Annotated in this window: 26 protein-coding genes and 1 tRNA gene; 15 read left to right on the plus strand and 12 right to left on the minus strand. The window is 72.1% G+C overall.

The features are described 5' to 3' along the window. Nucleotides 1–12 precede the first annotated feature (12 nt). From ACFW9Z_RS32395 to ACFW9Z_RS32405, 3 genes are read right to left on the minus strand one after another with little or no spacing between them, the layout of a single operon-like run. Nucleotides 13–327: a DUF202 domain-containing protein gene (locus ACFW9Z_RS32395; protein ID WP_384646456.1), complete on the minus strand. Its 315-nt coding sequence runs from the start codon at nt 325–327 to the stop codon at nt 13–15. Then, the gene (locus ACFW9Z_RS32400) at nt 324–719 is read right to left on the minus strand and encodes a YidH family protein (RefSeq protein ID WP_384646458.1); all 396 of its coding nucleotides are present in this window, start codon (nt 717–719) and stop codon (nt 324–326) included. Before ACFW9Z_RS32400 ends, ACFW9Z_RS32395 begins: the two co-directional genes overlap by 4 nt. Nucleotides 720–737: 18 nt before the next feature. After that, nucleotides 738–1247, minus strand: coding sequence for an NUDIX domain-containing protein (locus ACFW9Z_RS32405; protein WP_384646460.1), 510 nt, complete (start codon nt 1245–1247; stop codon nt 738–740). A gap of 124 nt (nt 1248–1371) precedes the next feature. Between ACFW9Z_RS32405 and ACFW9Z_RS32410 the strand changes: the two genes are divergently transcribed. Continuing rightward, the gene (locus ACFW9Z_RS32410; protein ID WP_384646462.1) at nt 1372–3030 is read left to right on the plus strand and encodes an FAD-binding dehydrogenase; all 1659 of its coding nucleotides are present in this window, start codon (nt 1372–1374) and stop codon (nt 3028–3030) included. A gap of 276 nt (nt 3031–3306) precedes the next feature. Here ACFW9Z_RS32410 and ACFW9Z_RS32415 read toward each other — a convergent pair whose 3' ends face one another. Further along, nucleotides 3307–3765, minus strand: a complete 459-nt coding sequence (locus ACFW9Z_RS32415) for an ASCH domain-containing protein (protein WP_384646464.1) — start codon at nt 3763–3765, stop codon at nt 3307–3309. 204 nt (nt 3766–3969) lie between these two features. Between ACFW9Z_RS32415 and ACFW9Z_RS32420 the strand changes: the two genes are divergently transcribed. Continuing rightward, entirely contained in the window at nt 3970–4941 is a 972-nt protein-coding gene (locus ACFW9Z_RS32420; protein ID WP_384646466.1) for a hypothetical protein, read from the plus strand. Between the two features lie 112 nt (nt 4942–5053). Continuing rightward, nucleotides 5054–6634, plus strand: a complete 1581-nt coding sequence (locus ACFW9Z_RS32425; protein ID WP_384646468.1) for an APC family permease — start codon at nt 5054–5056, stop codon at nt 6632–6634. Between the two features lie 99 nt (nt 6635–6733). Here ACFW9Z_RS32425 and ACFW9Z_RS32430 read toward each other — a convergent pair whose 3' ends face one another. Together ACFW9Z_RS32430 and ACFW9Z_RS32435 are read right to left on the minus strand one after the other, a co-directional pair. Next, nucleotides 6734–8131, minus strand: coding sequence for a GntP family permease (locus tag ACFW9Z_RS32430; protein ID WP_384646470.1), 1398 nt, complete (start codon nt 8129–8131; stop codon nt 6734–6736). Between the two features lie 12 nt (nt 8132–8143). Beyond that, a complete protein-coding gene (locus ACFW9Z_RS32435; RefSeq protein WP_384646472.1) occupies nt 8144–8671 on the minus strand; it encodes a gluconokinase in 528 nt (175 codons plus the stop codon). Between the two features lie 132 nt (nt 8672–8803). On the opposite strand from ACFW9Z_RS32435, the gene ACFW9Z_RS32440 reads away from it, so the two are divergent. From ACFW9Z_RS32440 to ACFW9Z_RS32450, 3 genes are all read left to right on the plus strand, one after another. After that, on the plus strand, nt 8804–9505 hold the full coding sequence (locus ACFW9Z_RS32440) for a FadR/GntR family transcriptional regulator (RefSeq protein WP_384646475.1): 702 nt from the start codon (nt 8804–8806) through the stop codon (nt 9503–9505). A 69-nt stretch (nt 9506–9574) separates the two neighbouring features. Beyond that, the gene (locus ACFW9Z_RS32445) at nt 9575–10660 is read left to right on the plus strand and encodes an S-(hydroxymethyl)mycothiol dehydrogenase (RefSeq protein ID WP_384646478.1); all 1086 of its coding nucleotides are present in this window, start codon (nt 9575–9577) and stop codon (nt 10658–10660) included. Continuing rightward, nucleotides 10660–11289, plus strand: a complete 630-nt coding sequence (locus ACFW9Z_RS32450; protein WP_384646480.1) for an MBL fold metallo-hydrolase — start codon at nt 10660–10662, stop codon at nt 11287–11289. Before ACFW9Z_RS32445 ends, ACFW9Z_RS32450 begins: the two co-directional genes overlap by 1 nt. A 12-nt stretch (nt 11290–11301) precedes the next feature. Here ACFW9Z_RS32450 and ACFW9Z_RS32455 read toward each other — a convergent pair whose 3' ends face one another. Both ACFW9Z_RS32455 and ACFW9Z_RS32460 read right to left on the minus strand, forming a co-directional pair. Beyond that, on the minus strand, nt 11302–12246 hold the full coding sequence (locus tag ACFW9Z_RS32455) for an RluA family pseudouridine synthase (protein WP_384646482.1): 945 nt from the start codon (nt 12244–12246) through the stop codon (nt 11302–11304). A gap of 61 nt (nt 12247–12307) precedes the next feature. Beyond that, nucleotides 12308–12395: transfer RNA gene (locus ACFW9Z_RS32460), tRNA-Leu, on the minus strand. 184 nt (nt 12396–12579) lie between these two features. Here ACFW9Z_RS32460 and ACFW9Z_RS32465 point away from each other — a divergent pair. The 3 genes from ACFW9Z_RS32465 to ACFW9Z_RS32475 all read left to right on the plus strand — a co-directional run bounded on the left by ACFW9Z_RS32465 (nt 12580) and on the right by ACFW9Z_RS32475 (nt 15295). Then, a complete protein-coding gene (locus tag ACFW9Z_RS32465; RefSeq protein ID WP_384646484.1) occupies nt 12580–13908 on the plus strand; it encodes a M20/M25/M40 family metallo-hydrolase in 1329 nt (442 codons plus the stop codon). A gap of 207 nt (nt 13909–14115) precedes the next feature. Beyond that, on the plus strand, nt 14116–14349 hold the full coding sequence (gene chpH / locus ACFW9Z_RS32470; RefSeq protein ID WP_015607544.1) for a chaplin ChpH: 234 nt from the start codon (nt 14116–14118) through the stop codon (nt 14347–14349). A 139-nt stretch (nt 14350–14488) separates the two neighbouring features. Further along, the gene (locus tag ACFW9Z_RS32475; RefSeq protein WP_384646487.1) at nt 14489–15295 is read left to right on the plus strand and encodes a chaplin family protein; all 807 of its coding nucleotides are present in this window, start codon (nt 14489–14491) and stop codon (nt 15293–15295) included. A gap of 71 nt (nt 15296–15366) precedes the next feature. Here ACFW9Z_RS32475 and ACFW9Z_RS32480 read toward each other — a convergent pair whose 3' ends face one another. Continuing rightward, nucleotides 15367–15555, minus strand: a complete 189-nt coding sequence (locus ACFW9Z_RS32480) for a DUF5703 family protein (protein WP_003970138.1) — start codon at nt 15553–15555, stop codon at nt 15367–15369. A 47-nt stretch (nt 15556–15602) separates the two neighbouring features. On the opposite strand from ACFW9Z_RS32480, the gene ACFW9Z_RS32485 reads away from it, so the two are divergent. After that, nucleotides 15603–16265: a hypothetical protein gene (locus tag ACFW9Z_RS32485; protein WP_384646489.1), complete on the plus strand. Its 663-nt coding sequence runs from the start codon at nt 15603–15605 to the stop codon at nt 16263–16265. A 64-nt stretch (nt 16266–16329) separates the two neighbouring features. On the opposite strand, the gene ACFW9Z_RS32490 is transcribed toward ACFW9Z_RS32485, so the two are convergent. Both ACFW9Z_RS32490 and ACFW9Z_RS32495 read right to left on the minus strand, forming a co-directional pair. Continuing rightward, nucleotides 16330–18696 (minus strand): helix-hairpin-helix domain-containing protein, encoded by a 2367-nt coding sequence (locus ACFW9Z_RS32490; RefSeq protein ID WP_384646491.1) that lies wholly within the window; start codon nt 18694–18696, stop codon nt 16330–16332. Next, nucleotides 18693–19676, minus strand: a complete 984-nt coding sequence (locus ACFW9Z_RS32495) for an aldo/keto reductase (protein ID WP_384646494.1) — start codon at nt 19674–19676, stop codon at nt 18693–18695. The genes ACFW9Z_RS32490 and ACFW9Z_RS32495 overlap by 4 nt, the downstream gene beginning before the upstream one ends. Before the next feature lie 138 nt (nt 19677–19814). Here ACFW9Z_RS32495 and ACFW9Z_RS32500 point away from each other — a divergent pair, with 138 nt between their 5' ends. Both ACFW9Z_RS32500 and ACFW9Z_RS32505 read left to right on the plus strand, forming a co-directional pair. Continuing rightward, nucleotides 19815–20864: an LLM class F420-dependent oxidoreductase gene (locus ACFW9Z_RS32500; RefSeq protein WP_384646497.1), complete on the plus strand. Its 1050-nt coding sequence runs from the start codon at nt 19815–19817 to the stop codon at nt 20862–20864. A gap of 247 nt (nt 20865–21111) precedes the next feature. Next, nucleotides 21112–21900, plus strand: coding sequence for a ferritin-like domain-containing protein (locus ACFW9Z_RS32505; RefSeq protein WP_384646499.1), 789 nt, complete (start codon nt 21112–21114; stop codon nt 21898–21900). Between the two features lie 3 nt (nt 21901–21903). On the opposite strand, the gene corA is transcribed toward ACFW9Z_RS32505, so the two are convergent. Continuing rightward, on the minus strand, nt 21904–22893 hold the full coding sequence (gene corA / locus ACFW9Z_RS32510) for a magnesium/cobalt transporter CorA (RefSeq protein WP_384646502.1): 990 nt from the start codon (nt 22891–22893) through the stop codon (nt 21904–21906). 124 nt (nt 22894–23017) lie between these two features. Between corA and ACFW9Z_RS32515 the strand changes: the two genes are divergently transcribed. The 3 genes from ACFW9Z_RS32515 (at nt 23018) to ACFW9Z_RS32525 (ending at nt 25200) form a co-directional block, all read left to right on the plus strand. Next, the gene (locus ACFW9Z_RS32515; protein ID WP_384646504.1) at nt 23018–23740 is read left to right on the plus strand and encodes a histidine phosphatase family protein; all 723 of its coding nucleotides are present in this window, start codon (nt 23018–23020) and stop codon (nt 23738–23740) included. A gap of 72 nt (nt 23741–23812) precedes the next feature. Beyond that, the gene (locus ACFW9Z_RS32520) at nt 23813–24403 is read left to right on the plus strand and encodes a DUF3090 domain-containing protein (protein WP_018515374.1); all 591 of its coding nucleotides are present in this window, start codon (nt 23813–23815) and stop codon (nt 24401–24403) included. Beyond that, nucleotides 24367–25200, plus strand: a complete 834-nt coding sequence (locus ACFW9Z_RS32525) for an SCO1664 family protein (protein WP_384646506.1) — start codon at nt 24367–24369, stop codon at nt 25198–25200. The genes ACFW9Z_RS32520 and ACFW9Z_RS32525 overlap by 37 nt, the downstream gene beginning before the upstream one ends. The last annotated feature ends 61 nt before the right edge of the window (nt 25201–25261 follow it).

The raw sequence follows: 25261 nt of genomic DNA on the forward strand, positions 1-25261 counted from the left end.
GGCCCAGGGCTCTCAGAACAGCATCGCCGCCGCGAACACCGCGAACGCCACCGTGCACAGCGCCGCCGCCAGCGCCCCGCGCGGCCCGAGCGGCTCCGGCCGCGCCACCCCCAGGCGCACCACCCTGAGGTGGGCCACCGTCAGGAACCCCAGCCAGGCCGCCACCGTCAGCGCCAGGGCGACCAGCCCGGCCGGGCTCGCACCGCTGTGCAGCGCCTGCCGCCCGGCGAGCAGCGCCACCACCGTGGCGGAGAGCGTGGTACGCCGCCAGGCGAGCCGGGTCCGCTCGGGCTGGAGCCCCGGGTCCCGCTCCGCAGCCGCCGTCACCGGCCCTCCCAGCCGAAGAGGACCACCACCACCATCGCGACGGCCACGACCGCGACGACGAGGCTCAGCACCGTGGGGAACCGGGAGACCGGCAGATCCTCCCCGCGCCGCATCGCCCGCTCGCACCGTACCCAGTGGTTGACCGCCCGCAGCGCGCACAGCACCCCGGTGGCGAGCAGCCCGAGGGCGAGCCCCGCCCGGACGCCCCAGGCCAGCTCCGGCAGGAACTGGTCCACGGCGAAGCCCCCGCCGATCAGGGCCAGCGCCGTGCGGATCCAGGCGAGGAACGTACGCTCGTTGGCCAGGGAGAACCGGTAGTCGGGGGTGGTTCCCTCGGCCCGGATCCGCTGCGGCGCGAACCACAGCCGTACGCTCTGCGCGATCTTGTTCACACCCGGCACCTTACGAGGTCAGGGCGCCCGGAACTCCCGAAGCCGCCGGTAGGCGTCCACCCCGTCCGGCACCCACAGCCACTCACCGAGCCGCTCCTCCAGCTCCGCGTCGTCCAGGAAGGTGTGCCAGGCGACCTCCTCGGCCTGCGGGGAGACCGGAAGCTCGCACCGCACCTGGTAGACGGCGGACCACCAGGTGTGTTCGGCGCTCGTGTAGAGGAACCGGAACAGCGGCTCGGGGGTCGGCAGCCCCGAGACCCCCAGCTCCTCCTCCGCCTCGCGCAGCGCCGCCTCGTCGTAGGACTCGCCCGCGCCCACCACCCCGCCCACGAACATGTCGTAGTACGAGGGGAAGACCAGCTTGGTGGCCGTCCGGCGGTGGACGAAGACGCGTCCCTCGGCATCGCGCGCCTCGATGAAGACACAGCGGTGACGCAGGCCCCGGGCGGTCGCCTCGCCGCGCGGGGCCTGCCCGATGACCTCGTCGTTCTCGTCGACGATGTCCAGGATCTCGTCAGAAGGCGTCATACGTTTCATCCAACAGCACCCGGGTGGTTGACGTGGCCGCGGCCGGTACCCAAGATCTGACGCACGGGTAACTTGCCCGCCCGTCGAGCCCTCCCGGCTGCCCCTCCCCGACAGGATGGAACCCATGGCGTACGACGCTGATGTGATCGTGATCGGGGCAGGGCTCGCCGGACTCGTGGCCACCGCCGAACTGGCCGACGCGGGCCGTTCCGTGATCGTCCTCGACCAGGAGCCGGAGCAGTCGATCGGCGGGCAGGCCCACTGGTCGTTCGGCGGCCTCTTCCTCGTCGACTCGCCCGAGCAGCGGCGGCTGAGGATCAAGGACAGCCGGGAGCTGGCCCTCCAGGACTGGTACGGCACCGCCGGGTTCGACCGCGAGGAGGACCACTGGCCGAAGAAGTGGGCCGAGGCGTACGTCGACTTCGCGGCCGGGGAGAAGCGCTCCTGGCTGCACCGGCAGGGGCTGCGGATCTTCCCGGTCGTCGGCTGGGCGGAGCGCGGCGGCTACGACGCGACCGGCCACGGCAACTCCGTACCCCGCTTCCACATCACCTGGGGTACGGGTCCCGGCGTCGTCGCCCCCTTCGAGCGGCGGGTGCGCGAGGGCGTCGCCAAGGGGCTCGTCCAGCTGAAGTTCCGCCACCGCGTCACCGGCCTCGCCCGCACGGCCGGGGCGCTGGACACGGTCACCGGCGAGATCCTGGAGCCGAGCGGGGCGGAGCGCGGCACCGCCAGCAGCCGGGAGGCGACGGGCACCTTCGAGCTGAAGGCCCAGGCGGTGATCGTCACTTCCGGAGGCATCGGCGGCAACCACGACCTGGTCCGCTCCCAGTGGCCCGAGCGGCTCGGCACCCCGCCCGAGAAGATGCTCTCCGGCGTCCCCGCCCACGTCGACGGCCTGATGCTGGGCATCGCCGAGGAGGCGGGCGCCCACCACATCAACCGCGACCGGATGTGGCACTACACCGAGGGCATCGAGAACTGGAACCCGATCTGGTCGAAGCACGGCATCCGCATCCTGCCCGGCCCCTCCTCCCTCTGGCTCGACGCCCGGGGCAAGCGGCTGCCGGTCCCGCTCTTCCCCGGCTTCGACACGCTCGGCACCCTCGAACACATCATGCGCTCCGGCCACGGCTACACCTGGTTCGTGCTCAACCAGCGGATCATCGGCAAGGAGTTCGCCCTCTCCGGCTCCGAGCAGAACCCGGACCTGACCGGCAAGTCGGTACGGGACGTGATCGGCCGGGCGCGCGCGGACGTGCCCGCACCGGTCAAGGCGTTCATGGACCACGGGGCGGACTTCGTCGTGGAGCAGGACCTCGACGCCCTGGTCCGGGGCATGAACGCGGTCAGCGGCGACGGCCTGATCGACGCGACCGAACTGCGCCGCGAGATCACCGCCCGCGACCGCGAGATCGCCAACCCCTTCACCAAGGACCTCCAGGTCACCGCGATCCACGGAGCCCGCGCCTACCTCGGCGACCGCCTCATCCGTACGGCGAAACCGCACCGCATCCTGGACCCGGCGGCGGGCCCGCTCATCGCCGTACGCCTCAACATCCTGACCCGCAAGTCCCTGGGCGGCCTGGAGACGGACCTCTCCTCCCGGGTCCTCACCTCCGACGGCACCCCGCTCCCGGGCCTGTACGCGGCGGGCGAGGCGGCGGGCTTCGGCGGCGGCGGAGTCCACGGCTACCGTTCGTTGGAGGGCACGTTCCTGGGCGGCTGCATCTTCTCGGGCCGAGCGGCGGGCCGGGCAGCGGCGAAGGCGATCGCCACGTAGGCTTTCCGCCCCTCCCGCCCATGCCAAGGAGGGCTGGCCTTCGCCCTCCTGCTCCTGCCAGAGGGGCTGGCCTTTCGCCCTCCCGCTCCTGCCATAGGGGTTGGCCTCCCGCTCCTCCCACTCCTCGCGGACCGGGGCCACCCATCAAGCCCCCTCCCACACACAGCGGACCGGGGCACGAAAATAAGCCCCTCCGGCGATTGAGGAGCGGGGTCCGGGGCAGCGCCCCGGCGTCCACCCGGCCGAAGGCCCGCCCGCACCTCCCCCCCCGGGGCCTCACCCGGAGGCCCCACCGGCACAACCCCCACCCCCATCCAACCGCTCCACCACCCGAAACCGCTCCGCCACAATCATCGTCCCGTCATCCACCGTGAACGCCGGATCCCCCATCGCCTCCCGCATCTCCTCCCCGTGCCAGAACGCCTCGTGCCCCGCACGCCATTCGGCCACCGACCGGTACCCCTCGCCCTCGTCGAGCGCATGCTGGAGATCGACCTCCCCGAGCGGCAGCACCCGTACCTCGGTCATCTCCAGCACCGCCACCTCCCGCCCCTCCGAGTCGATCAGCGCGGACCGTTCGCCCACCGGCGGAAGCTCCTCCCGCTCCAGCTCGTACTCGGCCAACAGCCCTGTGGTGGACACCTTTTCGCCGGAGAGCACCGCCGCCACCAGCTGGTCGCGGAGCGGGCCGGGAAAGGCGAGGAGGAAGGGGCTCAGGGGCTCACGAGGTTCCATGCCCTCAGTGTGTCAGGCGTCACTCCGCACCCGCCCACCCCACCCGCACGCTGCGTAAACGCTCCACCCGGCCGGATGGGTTCCGGCCAACTATCCGGAAAGTAGGCGGAGTTGCCCAAGGGCTCCCCTTGACTCGGAGTGGCGCCTACCGCTTTGCTGTGCGCGATCATCTGCTCGCACACCGCGTCGAAAGAAGCCTGCGGCATGTCCCCGCCACCGCCGCCCCTGGGCCGCTCCCGCCGCCGGGGCGGCCGCTCGGACCATGCCTTCGACCCGGCCCTGGACGACCACGAACTCATCGACGCGCGCAGCCGGTTCACCCAGGGAAGGTGGGGCGAGGCCCGCGCCCTGCTGGTGGCCACCGGGAACGACTGGGACCGCCGGGGACACCGCCTCCTCGGCCTCGCCGCCATCCCGTCCGCCGCCGACTGGGCCCGCGACTGGCTGCTCGCCGAGCCCGAGAGCGCGGACGCCGCCACCCTCCTCGGCTGCGCCTGTGTCGTACGGGCCCTGCGCCCCAAGGCCAAGGCCGACGAGGCCGCCCGCGCCCGGCAGGCCTGTCTCACCGCCGCCCGGACCACCCCCGAGGACCCCACCCCGTGGCTCGCCCTGCTCCTCCTGGACCGGGGCCGTGAGGACGGCGGTGACGAGACCGGCAGGCTCTTCGAGGAGGTCCGCTCCCGCCACCCCGAGCACCACCACGCCCACCATGTGATGACCGCGCAACTCGCCGAGAGCCGCCCCGACAGCGGGCAGGACCCGCTCCACGAGGTGTACGACTTCGCCGCCTGGGCCGCCGAACAGGCCCCGGCCGACTCGCCGCTCGCCGTGCTCCCGGTCGTCGCCCACGCCGAGCGCTACCGGGTACTCGTGGCGGCTGGCCGCGAGCCGGGCGACCCCGTGGCGTCCGGCCACTGGTCGGGGCGGCGGGCCCGGCAGGTGATGAAGGCCGCCTTTGACTGGTGGCTGGAATGGGAGCGCGAGGACCACCCCCGCCACCGCGTCGACCTCAACTTCCTGGCCCACGCCAAGGTCTGCGAGGGCCGGACCGCCGAGGCCGCCGCCCTCTTCCACCGCATCGGCCCGCATGCCACGGCCGCCCCCTGGTCGTACGCGGGCCGCGACCCGTACACCGCGTTCGCCACCGCACGCGACCACGCACTCGGCACCCCCTGACCCACGTTCGACCGAGAACCGAAGAGCCGAGAACCGAGAACCGAAGAACCGAGAACCGAAGAACCGAGAACCGAAGAACCGAGAACCGAAGGAAGAAGGGACCACCCCCGCCATGTCGACGGGCAGTTCAACTCCAGGCAGGACCCGGCAGACCGGCACCACCCGGCCGACCGGCGATACCGGCGGGATCAACACGTACAAGGGTGAGGAACGCGCCCTGCGCGCCGACCGCCTCGGCACCCCCGGCCTGCTGCTCTCCGTGCTCGCGGCCAGCGCCCCCCTGATGGTGGTCGCCGGGGTGATGCCCACCGTCTTCGGCGTGATGGGCATCGTCGGCCAGCCCCTGCTCTACGTCATCCTCGGCGCCGTCCTGATGCTGTTCAGCGTCGGTTACGCGGAGATGAGCCGCCATGTCCACAACGCCGGAGCCTTCTACGCGTACATCGCCCGGGGCCTCGGCCCGACGGCCGGTGCCGGGGCCTCGCTCGTGGCGCTGGTGGCGTACAGCGCGATGCAGGTGGGCATCTACGGGATCCTCGGCTTCGAGGTCTCCGTCATCCTCTCCACGTACGCCGGTATCGACGTCCAGTGGTGGATACCCGCACTGATCTCGGTCGTCGTGGTCGGCATCCTCGGCTGGCTGAAGATCGACCTCAACGCCAAGGTGCTCGGCGTCCTGCTGGTCATCGAGTGCCTGCTCGTCGTGATCTTCGACATCGCCGCCGTCTCCGAGCCGGGCCCCGAGGGGCTCTCGTTCGCGGCGTTCAACCCCGAGACGCTCACCGGGGCCGGGCTCTCCACCGCGCTCTGCTTTTGCATCGCCGCGTTCGTCGGCTTCGAGCAGGCGCCGGTCTACGCCGAGGAGACCAGCCGCCCGCAGATCGTGGTGTCCCGGGTGATGTTCCTCGCCGTGGGGTACGCGGCGCTGTTCCTGGCCATCAGCTCCTGGGCGCTGACCGTCGCCGCCGGACCCGGCTTCATCGCGGACACCTCCCTCAAGGAGGGCCCGGGCATGCTGTTCGGCCTCACCGAGGAGCGGCTCGGCTCCACCTTCACCGACGTCCTGCACATCCTCTTCGTCACCGGCATGTTCGCCGCGCTCCTCAGCTTCCACAACGTCGTCGCCCGCTACGCGTTCGCCATGGGCCGCGAGGGGCTGCTCCCCGCCCGCTTCGGCCGCACCAACCGGGCGAGCGGCGCACCGGGCATCGGCTCGCTGCTCCAGTCCGCCATCTCCGTCGTGATCGTGCTGGCCTTCGCCCTCACCGACGGCAACCACATCGGTGACCCCACCGTCCCCGTCCTGCGCCTCTTCACCTGGATGGGCAACGTCGGCGCGCTCGGCGTCATCCTGCTGATGGCCGCCGCCTCCTTCGCCGTCATCGCCTTCTTCGTCAAGCGCGGCGCGGGCCGCGCCCAGGCCTGGCGGCTGGCCGCCTCGGGCCTCGCCGGGGTCGCGCTCCTGTCGATCGCCGTCTTTACCGTCCGCGACTTCGACGTCCTCGTCGGCTCCGGCTCCGGCTCGGCCCTCAACTGGCTGCTGCCCGGAGTGACCGTCACCGCCCTCGTCGGCGGCCTGGTCTACGGAGCGGTGCTGCGCAAGGTCAAGCCCGAGGTGCACGCCCGGATCGGCCTCGGCAACGAGGCGTTCCAGCTGGAGAAGGCGGCCGAGAACGAGACCACCCGCCGCTGAGGATTCCGTACGTACGGAGGGAAGCGCCCGCACGTACAGATGAGAAGCGCCCGCCCTGGTGGACTCCACCGGGACGGGCGCTTCTCATCCGCGGGGCCGCTACAGCAGCAGCGACAGCGGCAGGATGAAGGCGATGGCCACCACCGAGATGATCGTCTCCATCACCGACCAGGTCTTCACGGTCTGGCCCACGTCCATCCCGAAGTACTCCTTCACCAGCCAGAACCCGGCGTCGTTCACATGGCTGAAGAAGAGCGAACCGGCGCCGATCGCCAGCACCAGCAGGGCCGCGTGCGAGGTCGACATGTCGGCCGCGAGCGGGGCGACCAGACCGGCGGCGGAGATGGTCGCGACCGTGGCCGAGCCGGTGGCGAGGCGGATCGCGACGGCGATCAGCCAGCCGAGCAGCAGCGCGGGGATCGACCAGTTCTCGGAGAAGTCCAGGATCATCTGGCCGACCCCGGCGTCGATCAGCGTCTGCTTGAAGCCACCGCCCGCGCCGACGATCAGCAGGATGCCCGCGATCGGGGCGAGCGACTTCTCCACGGTCCCGGCGAGCCTGCCCCGGGTGAACCCGGCGGCCCGGCCGAGGGTGACCATGCCCAGCAGCACGGCGGCGAGCAGCGCGATCATCGGCGAACCGATCACGTCCGTCACCCGCTGGAACCCGTTCTCCGGGTCGTCGACGACGATCTCGACGAGCGCCTTGAGCAGCATGAGCACGACCGGCAGCAGGATCGTCACCAGGGTGGCGGCGAAGCTGGGGCGGCGGTCCAGCTCCTCGGACGGGCGCTGCGGAATCATCTTCTCCGGCGGCTCGATGTCCACCCAGCGCGCGGCGTAGCGGGCGAAGACCGGACCGGCGATGATCACCGTGGGGATGGCGACCAGCACACCGAGCGCCAGCGTCACACCGAGGTTGGCGTCGAGGGCGTCGATCGCGACCAGCGGGCCGGGGTGCGGCGGGATGAGCCCGTGCATCACGGAGAGCCCGGCCAGCGCCGGGATGCCGATCCGCATCAGGGAGAAGTTGCCGCGCTTGGCGACGAGCAGCACCACCGGGATCATCAGCACGATCCCGACCTCGAAGAAGAGCGGCAGCCCGATGATCGAGGCGATGAGGACCATCGCCCACGGCATCGCGCCCCGGCTGGCCCTCGCCAGGATGGTGTCGACGATCTGGTCGGCCCCGCCCGAATCCGCGAGCAGCTTGCCCAGGATGGCGCCGAGCGCGATGAGGACGCCGACGCTCGCGACGGTGGAACCGAGCCCCGCGGTGAAGCTGGTGATCGTGTCGGCGGGCGCGGCTCCCGCGAAGGAGCCGAGCGCCAGCGAACCGATGGTCAGCGCCAGGAACGCGTGCATCTTGAGCTTGGTGATCAGGAGAACGATGACGGCGATGCCCGCCAGTACGGCGATGCCCAACTGAGCGTTGCCTGCCGAGGTGATCGTTTCGGCGGCGTCCGCTGCCAGCATCTCGACGCTGAGACTGGTCACGGTGATGATCCTTTAGCTGTCGAGCCGGCGCAGCGCGGCGACGGCTCGCTGGGTGATGTCCTCGGGGGTGCCGGACACGTCGACGTCCACCCCGGCCTCGTCGGCCTGGAGGGGCTGCAACGTCGCGAACTGGGAGTCCAGGAGTGCGGTGGGCATGAAGTGGCCCCTGCGGTCCGCCATCCGCTCCTCGATCAGTGCCCGGTCGCCGGTCAGATGCAGGAAGACGGCGTCGGGTGCCCCGGCCCGCAGCCGGTCGCGGTAGGACCGCTTGAGCGCCGAGCTGGAGACGACCCCGCCGAGCCCCGTCCGCCCGCGCGCCCACGCACCGATGGCGTCGAGCCAGGGCCACCGGTCCTCGTCGTCCAGGGGGGTGCCGGCCGACATCTTCGCGATGTTGGCCGGGGGATGGAAGTCGTCGCCCTCGGCGTACGGAACGCCGAGTTCGGCGGCGAGCAGGGGACCGATCGTGGTCTTGCCGGTTCCTGCTACGCCCATCACCACGACGACGTGGGGGGTGCTCATGGGGGGTGCGGTGTTCATGGGGGTGTCTCGCTGTCTTCTTCGACATCGGTCCGTCGCGCTACTGAAACCTATTAGGTACGACTTATTCAAGAGGCTGTGACGTATACGTCGTACTTTTTGTTCCCGAGAGGTGCCCCGTAGGCTTGACCCATGACCACACAGGGCCAGGGGCTGCATACACATGTGCTGGACACCCTGGGCCTGGAGATCTCCTCCGGCCAGTGCCCGCCCGGCAGCGTCCTGCGCACCGACGAGCTCGCCCAGCGCTTCGATGTCTCCCGTACGGTCGTCCGCGAAGTGGTCCGGGTCCTGGAGTCCATGCACCTGGTCGAGTCCCGCCGCCGGGTCGGGGTGACCGTCCGCCCCACCGAGACCTGGAACGTCTACGACCCTCAGGTCATCCGCTGGCGCCTGGCAGGCGCCGACCGCCCCCGCCAACTGCGCTCCCTCACCGTGCTGCGCTCCGCGATCGAACCGGTCGCCGCCTCGCTCGCCGCCCGCCACGCCACCGCCGAGCAGTGCGCCGAGCTCACCGAACGCGCCCTCGGCATGGTCGCCACCTCGCGCGGCCAGCAGCTGGAGGGCTACCTCGAACACGACATCGCCTTCCACCGGATCGTCCTCAACGCCTCCGGCAACGAGATGTTCGCCCGCCTCGGGGACGTCGTCGCGGAGGTGCTCGCGGGCCGCACCCACCACCAGGTGATGTTCGAGGACCCCGACCCGGCCGCCGTCACCCTCCACGTACGCCTGGCCGAGGCGGTCCGCGAGGGCGACCCGGAGGCCGCCGAGCGCATCACCAAGGAGATCGCGGTGGGCGCCCTGCACGAACTGGACGTCCTCGCTCCCTAGGGAGTGCCCCGAGGCGTACGGTGGTCCGCGTTCGATCTTCGCGAAGCGCGGGAGCAGGGAGAGCACGGTATGCCACAGCAGGTGCAAGGGGTCATCGCACCGGGGAAGAACGAGCCGGTCAGGGTCGAGACGATCCTGATCCCGGACCCCGGTCCCGGAGAGGCCGTCGTGAAGATCCAGGCGTGCGGCGTCTGCCACACCGACCTGCACTACAAGCAGGGCGGAATCAACGACGAGTTCCCCTTCCTCCTCGGCCACGAGGCGGCGGGTGTCGTGGAGTCGGTCGGCGAGGGCGTCACGGACGTGGCCCCCGGCGACTTCGTCATCCTCAACTGGCGTGCCGTGTGCGGACAGTGTCGCGCCTGTCTGCGCGGCCGCCCCTGGTACTGCTTCGACACCCACAACGCCAAGCAGAAGATGACGCTGCTGGACGGTACCGAGCTGTCGCCCGCCCTCGGCATCGGTGCCTTCGCGGAGAAGACCCTGGTCGCCTCCGGCCAGTGCACCAAGGTCGACCCCGAAGTGGCCCCCGAGGTCGCCGGACTCCTCGGCTGCGGCGTGATGGCGGGCATCGGCGCCGCCATCAACACCGGCCAGGTCGGCCGCGGCGACTCGGTCGCCGTGATCGGCTGCGGCGGTGTCGGTGACGCGGCGATCGCCGGGTCCCGGCTGGCCGGGGCGGCGAAGATCATCGCGGTCGACATCGACGACCGCAAGCTGGAGACGGCGAAGAAGATGGGCGCCACCCACACCGTCAACTCCCGCTCCACGGACGCCGTCGAGGCGATCCGGGAACTCACCGACGGCAACGGCGCCGATGTCGTCATCGAGGCCGTCGGCCGCCCGGAGACGTACGAACAGGCCTTCTACGCCCGCGACCTTGCCGGAACGGTCGTCCTGGTCGGTGTCCCCACCCCGGACATGAAGCTCGAACTCCCGCTCCTGGACGTCTTCGGCCGCGGCGGCTCGCTCAAGTCGTCCTGGTACGGCGACTGCCTGCCCTCCCGCGACTTCCCGATGCTCGTCGACCTCCACCAGCAGGGCCGCCTCGACCTCGCCGCCTTCGTCACCGAGACGATCGGCCTGGGCGACATCGAGCAGGCCTTCGCCCGGATGCACGACGGAGACGTCCTCCGCTCGGTGGTGGTCTTCTGATGGCCGCCCGCATCGACCACCTGGTCACCTCCGGCACCTTCGCCCTCGACGGCGGCGAGTGGGACGTCGACAACAACGTCTGGATCGTCGGCGACGACACCGAGGCGATCGTCATCGACGCCGCCCACGACGCCGCCGCCATCGAGGCCGCGCTCGGCGGCCGTACGCTGCGCGCCATCGTCTGCACCCACGCGCACAACGACCACATCGACGCCGCCCCCGCCCTCGCGGAGGCCACCGGCGCCCCGATCCTGCTCCACCCGGACGACCTGCCGCTCTGGCAGCAGACCCACCCGGACCGCGCCCCCGACGGCACCCTCACCGACGGCCAGGAACTCACCGTCGCCGGGACCACCCTCACGGTCCTGCACACCCCCGGCCACGCCCCCGGCGGCATCTGCCTCTACGCCCCCGAGCTGGCCACGGTCTTCACCGGCGACACGCTCTTCCAGGGCGGCCCCGGCGCCACCGGCCGCTCCTTCTCGTCGTTCCCCACGATCATCGACTCGATCCGGGACCGGCTGCTCACCCTCCCGGGCGACACCACGGTCCGTACGGGCCACGGCGACCCCACCACGATCGGTGCCGAGGCCCCGCAGCTCGACGACTGGATCAAGCGCGGCCACTGAGGACCGCGTACGTCACCCCTCCGGCCAGGCGGAGAGCCGCAGCCCGCTCTCGAAGCGGCGCGGCTCCCCGCTGACCGGATCGGTGAACTCCAGCACCCGCGCAAGCAACTGCAACGGCCTGGAGAAGTCCTCAGGGAACTCCGCCCCCTCCGGTTCCACCACCGGATACAGCGGATCGCCGACGATCGGCACCCCCAGCGCGTTCATATGGACCCGCAGTTGATGCGTCCGCCCGGTAGCGGGCAGCAGCCGGTAGCGCCCCAACCCGCCCCGCCGCTCCACCAGCTCCACGCGGCTCTCACTGTTCGGCTCACCCGGCTCCTCCCGGGCGGCGAGCACCCCGCGCTCCTTCACGATCAGGCTCCGCACGGTCCGGGGGAGGGCCAGCTCCGGATCGTACGGAGCCACCGCCTCGTACTCCTTGCGCACCAGCCGGTCCCGGAACAGCGTCTGGTACGCGCCCCGCTCCTCCGGCCGCACCACGAAGAGCACGAGCCCCGCGGTCAGCCGGTCCAGCCGGTGCGCGGGCTGGAGGGCGGGCACCCCCAGCTCCCGCCGCAGCCGGGCCACCGCGGTCTCGGTGATGTGCCGCCCCCGGGGAGTGGTGGCGAGGAAGTGCGGCTTGTCCGCGATCACGAGGTGCGCGTCCCGGTAGACGACCCCGACCGGGAAGGGCACCGGCTCCTCGGCCGCGAAGTCCCGGTGGAACCAGAGGCTCCGCCCGGCGGTATACGGCTCACCGCCCCGTACGGCGGTCCCGTCGGCCCCCACGAACCGCCCCGCGTCGAGCATCGCCGCGACCCGTACGGCCCCGATCGCCCCACCGAACCGCCCGGCCAGATACGCACCGACGCTCGCCCAGCGCCCTTCCGGATCCTCCGGCAGCCGCACCCGTACGGCATCGATCCCGTCCCGCTGGGGGAGAGGACCGGCGGGCGGCTTCCTGCGGCCCCTCATGGTCGCTCCTCTCCGTCACAGCAGGTGACGCAAAAGAGCCCCACCGAAGTGGGGCTCCTGCTGGTGTCCGAGGGGGGACTTGAACCCCCACGCCCGATAAAGGGCACTAGCACCTCAAGCTAGCGCGTCTGCCATTCCGCCACCCGGACAAGGTGTCTGTCTCGCGGGCCCTCGCCCGTTCCGACGTGGAAAACCATAGCAAACATTCGAGGGTGCTCGATCACGCCCCGAGGGCTGTGAACGGTGCGTGACGGGGGGTGCACGGCCTTGGGTGCGGGCGGTGGGCGCGGGAGGATGGGAAGGAGCACCACAGCGACAGCGGAAGGAAGCAGCGTGAGCGAGAGCAGCACGGGCAAGACCGTCGGCAACGCCGAGAGGGAGGTCGTGGACCTCTGTCGTGACCTGATCCGGATCGACACCAGCAACTACGGCGACCACTCGGGCCCCGGTGAGCGGCTCGCCGCCGAGTACGTGGCCGAGAAGCTCGCCGAGGTGGGTCTGGAGCCGCAGATCTTCGAGTCGCACAAGGGCCGCGCTTCCACCGTCGCCCGCATCGAGGGCGAGGACCCCTCCCGGCCCGCCCTGCTCATCCACGGGCACACGGACGTGGTCCCGGCCAACGCGGCGGACTGGACGCACGACCCGTTCTCCGGGGAGATCGCGGACGGCTGTGTCTGGGGCCGTGGTGCGGTCGACATGAAGGACATGGACGCGATGACCCTCGCGGTCGTACGCGAGCGGATGCGCACGGGCCGCAAGCCCCCGCGCGACATCGTGCTGGCCTTCCTCGCGGACGAGGAGGCGGGCGGCACGTACGGGGCCCGCTACCTCGTCGACCACCACCCGGGGCTCTTCGAGGGCGTCAACGAGGCGATCAGCGAGGTCGGCGGGTTCTCGTTCACCGTCAACGAGAAGCTGCGCCTCTACCTGGTGGAGACGGCCCAGAAGGGCATGCACTGGATGAAGCTGACCGTGGACGGCACCGCCGGGCACGGGTCGATGATCCACAAGGACAACGCGATCACGGAGCTGTCCGAGGCGGTCGGGCGGCTGGGGCGGCACAAGTTCCCGGTGCGCGTCACCAAGACGCTGCGGCACTTCCTGGACGAGCTCTCCGACGCGCTCGGCACCGAGCTGGACCCGGAGAACATGGACGAGACGCTGGCCAAGCTGGGCGGTATCGCCAAGCTGATCGGGGCCTCCCTCCAGAACACCGCCAACCCCACCCAGCTCGGTGCCGGCTACAAGGTCAACGTGATCCCGGGCCAGGCCACCGCCCATGTGGACGGCCGGTACCTGCCGGGGTACGAGGAGGAGTTCCTCGCCGACCTGGACCGGATCCTGGGCCCCAACGTGAAGCGCGAGGACGTGCACGCGGACAAGGCGCTGGAGACCACGTTCGACGGCGCCCTGGTGGACGCCATGCAGACCGCGCTGGTCGCCGAGGACCCGATCGCCCGTGCCGTCCCGTACATGCTCTCGGCCGGGACCGACGCCAAGTCCTTCGACGACCTGGGCATCCGGGGCTTCGGCTTCGCCCCGCTGAAGCTGCCGCCGGAGCTGGACTTCGCCGGGATGTTCCACGGCGTCGACGAACGGGTCCCGGTCGACGGTCTGCAGTTCGGCGTCCGGGTGCTCGACCGGTTCATCGACCATTCCTGACCGGTCCCGCACGAACTGCCGACCGGCCCCGTACGAACTGCCGACCGGCCCCGTACGAACGGCTGACCGATCGCGTGCGTATTCGCCTGCCTGTGCGCACATGACCGAAAGAGTGAAACGCGCCGTTCACACGTAGCTCCGCCCCACCCTCCTCGTTACAAGGTTTGCGGTCCGCGGCTGGGACCGCATTTCCAACTAGGAGGAATAATGATCAAGAAGGTCGTCGCAGTTGCGGCTGCTACCGGTGGCCTCGTTCTCGCGGGTGCGGGCATGGCTTCCGCCGACGCGGGCGCCCAGGGTGCCGCCATCGGCAGCCCCGGCGTGCTCTCCGGCAACGTCGTCCAGGTCCCGGTCCACGTGCCGATCAACCTGTGCGGCAACACGGTCTCCGTGATCGGGCTGCTGAACCCCGCCTTCGGCAACACCTGCGTCAACGCGTGACGTTGAACGTCAACCCGTAAGGGTTTGAGCTCGGTCGGTCCCGGAGTGCGTGCCATGCACTCCGGGACCGTTCGGCATTCGGCTCCCGCACGGTCATGTCCGGGGGTTTTTCGGAAGGCAGAAGGCAGGAAACGAACCTATGCGACAGGTCACTCGTAAAGGCCTGATCACCATGGCGGCCGCGGGCGGGGTGCTCGCGCTCAGTGGCGGCTACGCCCACGCCGACGCCGGTGCGGCCTCGACGGCCACGGGCTCGCCGGGCGTGCTGTCCGGCAACTCGGTCTCGGTCCCGATCGACATCCCGGTCAACGTCTGCGGCAACTCGGTCACCGTCGGCGGTCTCATCAACCCGACGTTCGGGAACGACTGCGAGAACGGGCCGGCGGCATCGAGCCAGGGCTCCGGACCGCAGAACCGTATCGGCGGCAGCTCCGCCGACGGGTCCCAGGCAGGCAACGGGGCCCAGGCCGGGAACACCACCGCGACGGACCGGCACGGGGAGCCCGGCACGGGCCGCCACCGGGCCGGCGGCGCGGGTGCGGAGGGGGTCGCGCAGGGCTCGCCCGGCATCCTCTCCGGCAACACGATCCAGGCTCCGGTCTCCGTTCCCGTGAACGTCTGCGGCAACAGCGTCTCCGTCATCGGTCTGCTGAACCCGACCTTCGGCAACAGCTGCTCCAACGACGCCGAGCCGCCCCCGCCGCCCCCGCCGCCGGTCACACCGGAAAAGCCTCCGGTCACGCCGGAGACGCCGGTCGACCCGCCGGTCGAGCCCCCGGCCAACCAGCCGCCCGAGCCGAACATCCCCGAGCCCCAGCTCGACCCGGAGGAGCAGCTCGCGCAGACCGGGGCGGGCGGCATGGAGATGCTCATCCCGGCGAGCGCCGGACTGCTGCTGGCCGGGATGGGATCGGTGCTCTACCGCCGCTCCCGCAGCGCCGCCTGACTCCGGGCGCGCACCGCCGTACGGCAGAGCGAACAGGGATGGGCCCCGCGATCCGCGGGGCCCGTTCCCTGTCACCAGGTGGCGCGTAGCTGACGGATGATCCGTCGGCGGAGCCGCACCCTGCGGCTGCCGTCGCGGCGCAGCGTCAGCCGGTCCAGCTCCCAGTGCCCGTACTCGGCGTGGTCGGTCAGCAGTCGGGCCGCTTCCTTGCGGGAGACCCCGCGCGGCACATACACGTCGACAAATTCGTATTCCGGCATCGCATCTATTGTGCGGGCAGAGCCCCGGTACGGATAGCGTCTGCACTATGTCTGATGCTGCGCAGCCCACCGCTGCCGAGGTACGTGCCGCCGCCGAGGCGGTCAAAGCCGCGATCGACCGTCACCTCGACGCGGTCGAACGCCGTACCGGGGACGACGACCCCGCCGTCTACGAAGCGTTCAACTCACTGGCCGCTGCGGCCGAGGTCTACGACGAACTGCTCTACGACCGCTACGACGAGGTCACCCCCTTCGAGATCCCCGGCGCGGACGACTCCCTGCCGCCCTACGCCGGACCCGCCGAGCCGAGCGCGCTCAGCGTGCTCATCCGGCGGGACTACGCGGTCGCGGAGCCCCCGCGCCTGCTCGCCCAGGCCCAGCGCCTCGCCGACATCGACGCCGGACCCGGCGGTGACGGTTCCGCGACCCCGGTGGTCGGCACCAGCGTCCACGCCGCGCTCGGCGTGCTCTTCGGGGAGTACGAACCGGACGAGATCGCCTCCCGGCACAAGGAGTTCGGCCTGGAGGAGGGGGACTCCACGCTCTGGGTCTCGGCCGCGGAGGCGCTCCCCGAGCCGGGGGAGTGGCTCGGTGCCCCGTTCGAGGACGCCGACCCCGAGCTGGTGGTGTGCCGCTTCGACGTCAGCGCCGTCTTCGACGAGGAGGAGCTGGACGAGGAGCTCGACGAGCCGGCCGCGGGCCGCGCGTGACCTGACGCGTGATCATGACAGCGGGCCCCGGCGCACTGCGCCGGGGCCCGCTGTCATACGTCGCTCAGGAAGCCGCGTCGGGCGTCGGGAGCGCTTCGAGGAGCGCGCGCAGCCTCGTCGTCCGCTCCTGGGCCGGGACCCGCGCCACCGCGTGCGGCAGCGCCTGGTCCACTCCGTGCACCACGGACAGATGCCGCTCGCCCCGGCCGAACGCGGTGTAGACCCACGGCCGGCTCAGCCCCGCCGCCGCGTCGCCCGGCAGCACGACGACCGCGGCGGGCCAGCGCATCCCGGCCGCCTGATGGGCACTGAGCGCCCAGCCGTGCCGCACCGCCGACTCCACCCGCTCCTGCGGTACGACGACGGGGACGCCGCCGCACTCCAGGTGCAGCCCCTCGGCGTCGGCCGAACGCACCACCCCGGGCACCGCACGGCCGGGCGCGGGGACATGGATCACGCGGTCCCCCGGGTCGAACCCGCCGAACCGGCCGGGTCCCGGGTTGAGCCGCTGCTTCAGGGCTTCGTTGAGCACCCGGGTCCCGGCCGCCCCGCCGTGGCCCACGGTGATGACCTGGGTGTCGGTGGCGGGGATGGAGAAGGCCCGGGGCACCGAGTCCGCGACCAGCTGCACCGTGCGGTGGACCGCCTCGCCCGCATCGCGGACCGGGACGATCACGACCTCCTTGCCGGGGGCCTCGACCTGGGTCAGCTCACCGATGCCGACACCGGAGACCAGCTCGCCGATCGGCCCGGGGTCGGGTGTACGGGAGACGACCTGCGGGCACGCCCGTGCGGCCAGCACATCGGCGAAGACCCGCCCGGCCCCCGCCGAGCCCAGCACCCCGGGGTCACCGCTCAACACCAGCCGGGCGCCGTCCGCCAGCGCCTCGACCAGGACGGCCGCGCCCTCCACGTCCAGCTGCGGGGCGTCCAGCACCACCAGCAGGTCGAGCGCGAGCGCCCCGTCCTCGTCGCGGCCGGGGCCCTCGGTGCCGGAGAGCAGCCCGGCCAGAGTGACGGCCGCGTCCGGGGCGCCGATGGCGTCGGCCAGCCGACGGCGGCCGTCCGCGCTGTGGGTGGCGCCCAGGGCCCGCAGGCCCAGGCCCCGCGCCGCCGCGATCAGGGCGGCGGGCTCGCCCCGTGCCGCCTCACCGCCGCTGTGCGCGACCAGCCCGGCGGTGGCCGCCGTACGGATCAGCTCGGCGGCCGAGGAGGACGGGGCGGCGGCAGCGGCCTCGGCCCAGTCGGCCCCCTTCTCACAGCCGTTCAGGAGGCGGGCCAGCCCCTCGGCGAGGCTCTCCTCGGCCAACGCGTACCGGTCGAGGCCCAGCAGCACCTGGACCGGCTCGGCGGCCTCGGCGTCACCCTCGGCGGGGGCCCCGCCCTCCTCCTCGTACTCCTCGTCCTCGTACGCGGCATCGGGGTCGGTAGGGTCGGCGTCCTCCGGGAACTGCAGGGCGACCCCCTCGTCCACCGCGTTGCGCACGGCCTCCTCCGGGTCGCTCACCGCACGCTCGGCGAGCGCCGCCCGTACGGCATCGGCGTCCAGTGCCGTGTGGCCCTGGAGGGCGGCCCGCTCCAGCAGCCAGCCGACCAGGGCCGCCGTCCGGCGCCCGTCGTCCGGGCCGCACGCGGCGCCCAGCAGGGCCCGGGCGAAGCCGTCCGCCTGCTCGGGCCGGACGCCCGGCACCGCCAGCAACTGCCAGGGGTCGGCGCGCAGCAGCCCGGCGGCCTGCTCGCCCAGCGCCCCGGTGGCCGGGCGGGCCAGGGCCTCGGGGGCCCCGCCCTCGGTGAGGACCGCCCGCACCGCGTCCAGGGCCTCGGGGGACGCGGCCCGGTCGGCGGGGGCGGGGACGGTGGCCGTCGGCGTGGGGCGGGGAGGCTGTCCGGCGGGGGCCGGGGCGGGGCGGCGGGGCGCGGGCGGGGCGGCGGGGGAGCCGAAGAACTCCGTGCCCGCCTTCTCCCCGCTCTCCACGGCCCGTACGGCGGCGAGCAGGTCGGCGGCGGTGCCGCTGAGCTTCGTACCGGCGGCGACGGGGCCGTCCTTCTCTGCCTTGCGCTTGGCGATCCGCTCGCGCAGCTCACGCTGGGCGGCCAGCTCGGCCTGCGCCTCCGAGAGCGCGGCGGCGACGGGCGCGTCGCCCTCTCCGCCGACGGGCGTGTCCCCGGCGGGCGGGGTATCCGCGCCGGACCCGTCCGCTACGGCCTCAGAGGCCTCCCCGGCCTCCACGGCCTCCCCAGGACCGGCGGCCTCGGCGGATGCCCCGGCCTCCGCAGGCTCGGCCGCCTCCCCCGGCTCGGCGGCAACGTCGGTGGCGTCGGGCGCTTCGGTGTGCGTGGGGGCCTCGGCGTCGGTGGTCGCCCGGGGGGCCGCGCCCTCCGGTGTGTCCGTGCCGGCGGTGCCGGGGGTCTCCCCGGGAAGCGCAGTCACAGCGTGCTCCAGTCCTGGTCGGGATAGCGGTGCACGGGCGCCGACACATCGTCGAGCGCCTGGCAGATCTCGTAGGGAAGACTAAGCGCCTCCACTGACAAAGCCTCCGTGAGCTGCCCGGCGTTGCGCGCACCGACGATCGGGGCGGCCACTCCGGGACGGTCCCGCACCCAGGCCAGCGCCACATGCAGGGGGCTCGTCGCGAGACCGTCCGCAGCCGTCGCCACCGCGTCGGTGATCCGGGCCGCCGCGTCGTCCAGATACGGCTCGACGAACGGGGCCAGCCGCTCCGATGCGCCCCGGGAGCCGGACGGGGTGCCCTGGCGGTACTTGCCGGTCAGCACCCCGCGCCCCAGCGGCGAGGAGGGCAGCAGCCCGATCCCGAGGTCCAGCGCGGCGGGCAGCACCTCCCGCTCGATGCCCCGCTGGAGCAGCGAGTACTCCATCTGCGTACTGGCCAGCCTCGTGCGCACCCCGGGCGCGGCGAGCTGCCAGGTGGCGGCCTTGGCCAGTTGCCAGCCGCAGAAGTTCGACACGCCCGCATAGCGGACCCGGCCGGAGGAGACGGCCAGGTCCACCGCCTGGAGCGTCTCCTCCAGCGGGGTCGCCGGATCGAAGGCGTGCACCTGCCACAGGTCCACGTAGTCCGTGCCCAGCCGCTCCAGGGAGGCGTCCAGCGCGGCCAGCAGGTGCCCGCGCGAGCCGTTGAAGCGGCGGTAGGGGTCGGGGACGTTCCCGGCCTTTGTGGCGATGACCAGGTCCTCGCGCGGCACGAGGCTGCCCACGAGCCGCCCGAGCAGGTGCTCGGCCTCCCCGCCCCCGTACACATCGGCGGTGTCCACCAGGGTGCCGCCCGCGTCCCAGAAGGCCTTGAGCTGGTCGGCGGCGTCGTGCTCGTCGGTGTCCCGGCCCCAGGTGAGGGTGCCGAGCCCGATCCGGGACACGCGTAGGCCGGTGCGGCCGAGATGCCTCTGCTCCATGGGCGCTGAGATTACTGGCCATGGCCCCACCGAGTGGAAGCCTGTGGACAACGGGAGGTCGCGCGGGCCTGCCGGATCGCCGCCACCCGCGCTAGAGTCCCCGGGAAGGGACGTTACTGATCAGTAAGGGGAGCGGCTATGCGGCTCGGCATCAATCTCGGTTACTGGGGCGCGGGCATGGACGGCGACAACCTCGCCGTCGCCCAGGAGGCCGACCGGCTCGGCTACGACGTCTGCTGGGCGGCCGAGGCCTACGGCTCCGACGCGCCCACCGTGCTCACCTGGGTGGCGGCGCAGACCGAATCCATCGACGTCGGCTCCGCGATCATGCAGATCCCGGCCCGTCAGCCCGCCATGACCGCGATGACCGCCGCCACCCTCGACTCGCTCTCCGGCGGCCGCTTCCGGCTCGGCCTCGGCGTCTCGGGACCGCAGGTCTCCGAGGGCTGGTACGGCGTCAAGTTCGACAAGCCACTGGCCCGCACGCGCGAGTACGTCGAGATCGTCCGCAAGGCGATGACCCGCGAGCGGCTTTCCTACGAGGGACAGCACTGGACCCTCCCGCTGCCCGGCGGCCCGGGCAAGCCGATCAAGCTCACGGTCCACCCGGAGCGCGAGCACATCCCGCTCTACATCGCCGCGATCGGCCCGAAGAACCTGGAGCAGACCGGCGAGATCGCCGACGGCGCCCTGCTGATCTTCCCCTCCGCCGACCACCTGGAGGAGACCGCGCTCACCTATCTGCGCGCGGGTCGGGAGAAGGCCGGGAAGACCATGGAGGGCTTCGACGTCTCCCCGACGCTGCCGCTCGCCATCGGTGACGACGTCAAGGGCCTCGCGGACATGTTCCGCCCCTACACCGCCCTGTACGTCGGCGGGATGGGCAGCCGGAAGCAGAACTTCTACAACCAGCTCGCCCAGCGCATGGGGTACGAGAAGGAGGCCGCCGAGATCCAGGACAAGTACCTGGACGGGGACAAGGCCGGGGCCGCCGCCGCCGTACCGCACCAGCTCATCGACCAGACCACGCTGCTCGGCCCGATCGAGCGGATCGCCGAGCGGATGCAGGCGTACGCCGCCGCCGGGGTCACCACGCTCAACCTCGCCCCGGCCGGTTTCACCCTGGAGGAGCGGCTCACCGCCCTGCGCGCGGGCACGGACGCCCTGGAGCGCTCCGGACTCGCCTGAGCCGCCCCGGCAACGCGCCTGGACAGCACTACGGCCGTGGTGGGGGCTCGGGGGTCTTCCCCGCCACGGCCGTCATCGGGAACAACGCGCCTGACGCCCCGGGGTTACGCCGGGGCGCGCGGTTGACCCTCCGGTGCCGCCCCCGTTGCTCCGGTTGCCGACTGCTTCCCGGCGCATTTGACTGCTGCTCTGCGCACTACTGCTCCGCGGGGCCGGGCCCCGCGGACACGGTACGGAGGTGGCCGTCATGCTCTCAGCCCGCAGCCTGTTCCAGGAGATCCTGGACGCCGACGAGTCCTACCGGCTCTTCTGCTCCATCGCCGCCAGCGGGGAGTCCCAGGGCGGCTGGGAGAACGCCCGCATCGCCGCCCTGGTCCCCGAGAGCCGCCGCTCCCTGGCTCCCAGGATCGTCCGGCACGGCGCCGACGAGGACAAGCACGGCCGGATCTTCAACGCCCTCCTGAAGAAGCGCGGGCTGCGGGCCGCCGACGTACCGCCGGAGACCGACTACACGATGCTCCTGGAGCAGCAGGGCATCGGCCTCGCCCACTCCCGGCTGCGCGGCGAGGAGCGGCTCACCGAGCGCGACATCATCACCTATCTGGCCCACAGCAGGATCACCGAACAGCGCGCCTCCGAACAGATGCGGCTGCTGCGGCGGCACTTCGCCGACCACCCCGACATCGGCCGCGCGGTACGGATGATCTCCGACGACGAGGACAACCACCTCGCGTACTGCCACGAGGAGCTGCTGCGGCTCGCCCGCGAGGGGCACGGCCGGACCATCCAGCGGATCATGCGCGAGTGCGCCCTCGCCGAGATCCGGGTCTACCGGGACGTCAGCCTCGCGGTGATGGCCCACATGGGCCGACTGCTGGGCTGGCCGCGCCCCAAGGCCGCCGCGCTGGCCGCCGGAATCCACGCGGTGTACGCGTACGAGCGCCTCGGCGGCTGGCGGCGCATGGTGAGCCTGGAGATGCCCGAGCGGCGCGACGCCCTGGGCGGCCGGGCCGCACCGGAACCCGAGTACGCGTGACCCTCACAGCCACCCCCGCCGCTTGAACTGCCGGTGCAGGCCGAGCACCGCGAAGGTCATGAACAGGATCACGGCCGGGTACGTCCACGCCCAGTGCAGCTCCGGCATGTGGTCGAAGTTCATCCCGTAGATTCCCGCGACCATGGTCGGGACGGCCGCCATCGCCGCCCACGCCGAGATCTTGCGCATGTCGTCGTTCTGCCGCACCCCCATCTGGGCGAGGTGGGCCGAGAGGATGTCCGACAGCAGCCGGTCCAGCCCCTCCACCTGCTCGTTGACCCGGGTCAGATGGTCGGCGACGTCACGGAAGAACGGCTGAGCCTCCGCGTGGACGAACGGCACCCCCGCCCCCGCGAGCCGGGTCATCGGCGCCGTCAGCGGACCGGTGGCCCGGCGGAACTCCAGCACCTGCCGCTTGAACGTGTAGATGCTCGCCGCGGTGTTCGAGGTGCCGCCGGGCCCGCTCGTCGGAGCGAACACCTCGGTCTCCAGCTCCTCCAGGTCCACCTGGAGCTCGCCGCCCACGTCGATGTAGTGGTCCACCACCGCGTCGCTGATCGCGTACAGGACGGCGGTCGGCCCGTGAGCCAGGATCTCCGGCTCCGCCTCCAGCCGGCTGCGTACAACCGCCAGCGGGGCGCTCTCCCCGTGCCGGACCGTCACCACGAACGAGTCCCCGATGAAGATCATCAGCTCATCGGCGCTCACCGTGTCGTTGTCCGGCTCGTAGGCGACGGGCTTCAGGACCACGAACAGGGAGTCGTCGTACACCTCCAGCTTGGGGCGCTGGTGCGCGCGCAGGGCGTCCTCGACCGCGAGCGGGTGCAGCCCGAACTCGTGGCTCACCAGGTCGAACTCCCGCTCCGTCGGCTCGTGCAGGCCGATCCAGAGGAAGGCGTCGTCGGACATCCGGGCCTTTTGGAGGGCCTGGGAGAAGTCGTCGGGCCCATCGGTCCGGCGGCCGTCCTGGTAGATGGCACAGTCCACGATCATTTCGGCATCCTCGGGGAGGTCAGGGACACAACGTACAAGGTGGGCGGGGCCCTGTTCACCGCCCTCTCCTTCCCCGTGACGCCTCCCTCGCACCCGGCCTCACGGGACATCTACCCTGGCCGGTATGCCCACGCTGATCCTCGTACGCCACGGACGCTCCACCGCCAACACCGCCGGAGTGCTCGCGGGCCGCACCCCCGGGGTCCTCCTCGACGAGCGCGGCACCGAACAGGCCGCCGCCCTCCCCGGTCGGCTGGCCGCCCTCACGCTCGCCGCCGCCGTCAGCAGCCCCCTGGAGCGCTGCCGCCAGACGCTCCAGCCGCTGCTGGAGGCCCGCCCCGGGCTGCCCGTGCACACCGAGGAGCGCATCAGCGAGTGCGACTACGGCGACTGGTCGGGCCGCAAGCTCGCCGAGCTCTCCGACGAGCCGCTGATGTCCGTCGTCCAGCAGCACCCCTCCGCCGCCGCCTTCCCCGGCGGTGAGTCGATGCGCGCCATGCAGGCCCGCGCCGTCGACGCCGTACGCGACTGGAACGACCGCATCGCGGCGGAGCACGGCGAGGACGCCACGTACGTGATGTGCTCGCACGGCGACATCATCAAGTCCCTGGTCGCCGACGCCCTCGGCATGCACCTGGACCTCTTCCAGCGCATCCACGTCGACCCCTGTTCGGTCACCGCGATCCGCTACACCCGGCTGCGCCCCTTCCTCCTGCGGGTCGGCGACACGGGCGACCTCACCCCGCTGGCACCGCGCGAACAGCCCGTCGGCGCGGACGCCGTACCGTCCGGTGCGGGTGACGCCACGTCCGACGCGGCGGTGGGCGGCGGCGGGGGCGCGCCGTGATCTCCGCGCGCAGTAGGGTGGACGCGCCGTAGCGCCGCTTTCCACCCCAACGATTCTCAAGGGAGACAGGACGTGTCCCGTCAGGTGTTCCTCTACGACCCCCCGGACCGATTCGTGGCCGGTACGGTCGGGTTGCCTGGCCGCCGTACGTTTTTCCTCCAGGCCTCCTCCAAGGGGCGGGTCACCAGCGTCGCCCTGGAGAAGACCCAGGTCGCCGCGCTGGCCGAACGGATCGACGAACTGCTCGACGAGGTGGTCCGGCGGACCGGGGGCAACTCGCCGGTGCCCGCCGTGGCTCCCACCGACGTCACCGACACCGCCCCCCTGGACGTCCCCGTCGAGGAGGAGTTCCGGGTCGGCACCATGGCCCTGGCCTGGGACGGTGACGAACAGCGCATGATCGTCGAGGCGCAGGCCCTCGTCGAGCTCGACGCGGACTCCGAGGACGACCTCGCGGAGGCCGAGGAGAAGCTCCTCCAGGACGAGGAGAACGGCCCCCCGATGCTCCGCGTCCGGCTCAGCGGCGCCCAGGCCCGCGCGTTCGCCAAGCGTGCCCTGGACGTCGTCAACGCCGGGCGTCCGCCGTGCCCGCTGTGCAGCCTGCCGCTCGATCCGGAAGGACACGTATGCCCGCGCCAGAACGGATACCGTCGCGGAGCCTGACGGACACCGAGCTGCTCACCCTGCTCACCGAGGGCACGCTCACCGTGCTCGGGCAGGTCGGCGGGGCGTCCAACGCGGTGCTGCACTGCACGGTCGCGTACGAGGGCGAGGAGCGCACCTGCGCCTACAAGCCGGTCGCGGGCGAGCAGCCGCTGTGGGACTTCCCCGACGGGACGCTCGCCCAGCGGGAGGTGGCCGCGTACGAGATCTCCCGGGCGACCGGCTGGGACCTGGTGCCGCCGACCGTGCTGCGGGAGGGGCCGTACGGACAGGGCATGTGCCAGCTCTGGATCGACGGGCCCGGTGAGGACACACCCGAGCTGCTGGCCCTCGTCGAGGGCGACGAGCCGGGCGAGGGCTGGAAGGCCGTGGGGTTCGCCGACGTGGGGGCGGGGAAGACCGCGCTGCTGGTGCACGCGGACGACGCCCGGCTGCGTCGCCTCGCGGTGCTGGACGCGGTGATCAACAACGGTGACCGCAAGGGCGGCCATCTGCTGCCCGCCCCCGGCGGACGGCTGTACGGCATCGACCACGGGGTCACCTTCAACGCGGACGACAAGCTGCGCACCCTCCTGTGGGGCTGGGCCGGGGAGCCGCTCACCGAGGAGGCGCTGCGGGTGCTCACCCTCCTCGGCGGGGAGCTGGCACCGGGGGAGCCCCTGGCCACCCGGATGGCGCAACTCATCACGGTGGCCGAGCTGGAGGCCCTGCGGGCGCGGGTGGCGGGGCTGCTCGGCAGCGGGACGCACCCGAAGCCCAGCGGGCAGTGGCCGCCGATCCCGTGGCCGCCCGTGTGACCGATTCCGTGGCCGCCCGTGTGGCGGACCCCGGCAACCACCGGCGAACGCCCTGTCCGTA

Source organism: Streptomyces sp. NPDC059452 (assembly GCF_042750035.1).
In the GTDB taxonomy this organism is placed as follows: domain Bacteria; phylum Actinomycetota; class Actinomycetes; order Streptomycetales; family Streptomycetaceae; genus Streptomyces.

Excerpts from the sequence above, each read along its gene's own strand:
- ACFW9Z_RS32475 (WP_384646487.1), top strand. The coding sequence starts at position 14,489 with ATGCGACAGGTCACTCGTAAAGGCCTGATCACCATGGCGGCCGCGGGC.
- ACFW9Z_RS32435 (WP_384646472.1), bottom strand. The coding sequence starts at position 8,671 with ATGAACACCGCACCCCCCATGAGCACCCCCCACGTCGTCGTGGTGATG.
- ACFW9Z_RS32440 (WP_384646475.1), top strand. The coding sequence starts at position 8,804 with ATGACCACACAGGGCCAGGGGCTGCATACACATGTGCTGGACACCCTG.
- ACFW9Z_RS32500 (WP_384646497.1), top strand. The coding sequence starts at position 19,815 with ATGCGGCTCGGCATCAATCTCGGTTACTGGGGCGCGGGCATGGACGGC.
- ACFW9Z_RS32455 (WP_384646482.1), bottom strand. The coding sequence starts at position 12,246 with ATGAGGGGCCGCAGGAAGCCGCCCGCCGGTCCTCTCCCCCAGCGGGAC.
- ACFW9Z_RS32515 (WP_384646504.1), top strand. The coding sequence starts at position 23,018 with ATGCCCACGCTGATCCTCGTACGCCACGGACGCTCCACCGCCAACACC.
- ACFW9Z_RS32495 (WP_384646494.1), bottom strand. The coding sequence starts at position 19,676 with ATGGAGCAGAGGCATCTCGGCCGCACCGGCCTACGCGTGTCCCGGATC.
- corA (WP_384646502.1), bottom strand. The coding sequence starts at position 22,893 with ATGATCGTGGACTGTGCCATCTACCAGGACGGCCGCCGGACCGATGGG.
- ACFW9Z_RS32420 (WP_384646466.1), top strand. The coding sequence starts at position 3,970 with ATGTCCCCGCCACCGCCGCCCCTGGGCCGCTCCCGCCGCCGGGGCGGC.
- ACFW9Z_RS32480 (WP_003970138.1), bottom strand. The coding sequence starts at position 15,555 with ATGCCGGAATACGAATTTGTCGACGTGTATGTGCCGCGCGGGGTCTCC.
- ACFW9Z_RS32405 (WP_384646460.1), bottom strand. The coding sequence starts at position 1,247 with ATGACGCCTTCTGACGAGATCCTGGACATCGTCGACGAGAACGACGAG.
- ACFW9Z_RS32425 (WP_384646468.1), top strand. The coding sequence starts at position 5,054 with ATGTCGACGGGCAGTTCAACTCCAGGCAGGACCCGGCAGACCGGCACC.
- ACFW9Z_RS32525 (WP_384646506.1), top strand. The coding sequence starts at position 24,367 with ATGCCCGCGCCAGAACGGATACCGTCGCGGAGCCTGACGGACACCGAG.
- ACFW9Z_RS32505 (WP_384646499.1), top strand. The coding sequence starts at position 21,112 with ATGCTCTCAGCCCGCAGCCTGTTCCAGGAGATCCTGGACGCCGACGAG.
- ACFW9Z_RS32410 (WP_384646462.1), top strand. The coding sequence starts at position 1,372 with ATGGCGTACGACGCTGATGTGATCGTGATCGGGGCAGGGCTCGCCGGA.
- ACFW9Z_RS32485 (WP_384646489.1), top strand. The coding sequence starts at position 15,603 with ATGTCTGATGCTGCGCAGCCCACCGCTGCCGAGGTACGTGCCGCCGCC.
- ACFW9Z_RS32450 (WP_384646480.1), top strand. The coding sequence starts at position 10,660 with ATGGCCGCCCGCATCGACCACCTGGTCACCTCCGGCACCTTCGCCCTC.
- ACFW9Z_RS32415 (WP_384646464.1), bottom strand. The coding sequence starts at position 3,765 with ATGGAACCTCGTGAGCCCCTGAGCCCCTTCCTCCTCGCCTTTCCCGGC.
- ACFW9Z_RS32445 (WP_384646478.1), top strand. The coding sequence starts at position 9,575 with ATGCCACAGCAGGTGCAAGGGGTCATCGCACCGGGGAAGAACGAGCCG.
- chpH (WP_015607544.1), top strand. The coding sequence starts at position 14,116 with ATGATCAAGAAGGTCGTCGCAGTTGCGGCTGCTACCGGTGGCCTCGTT.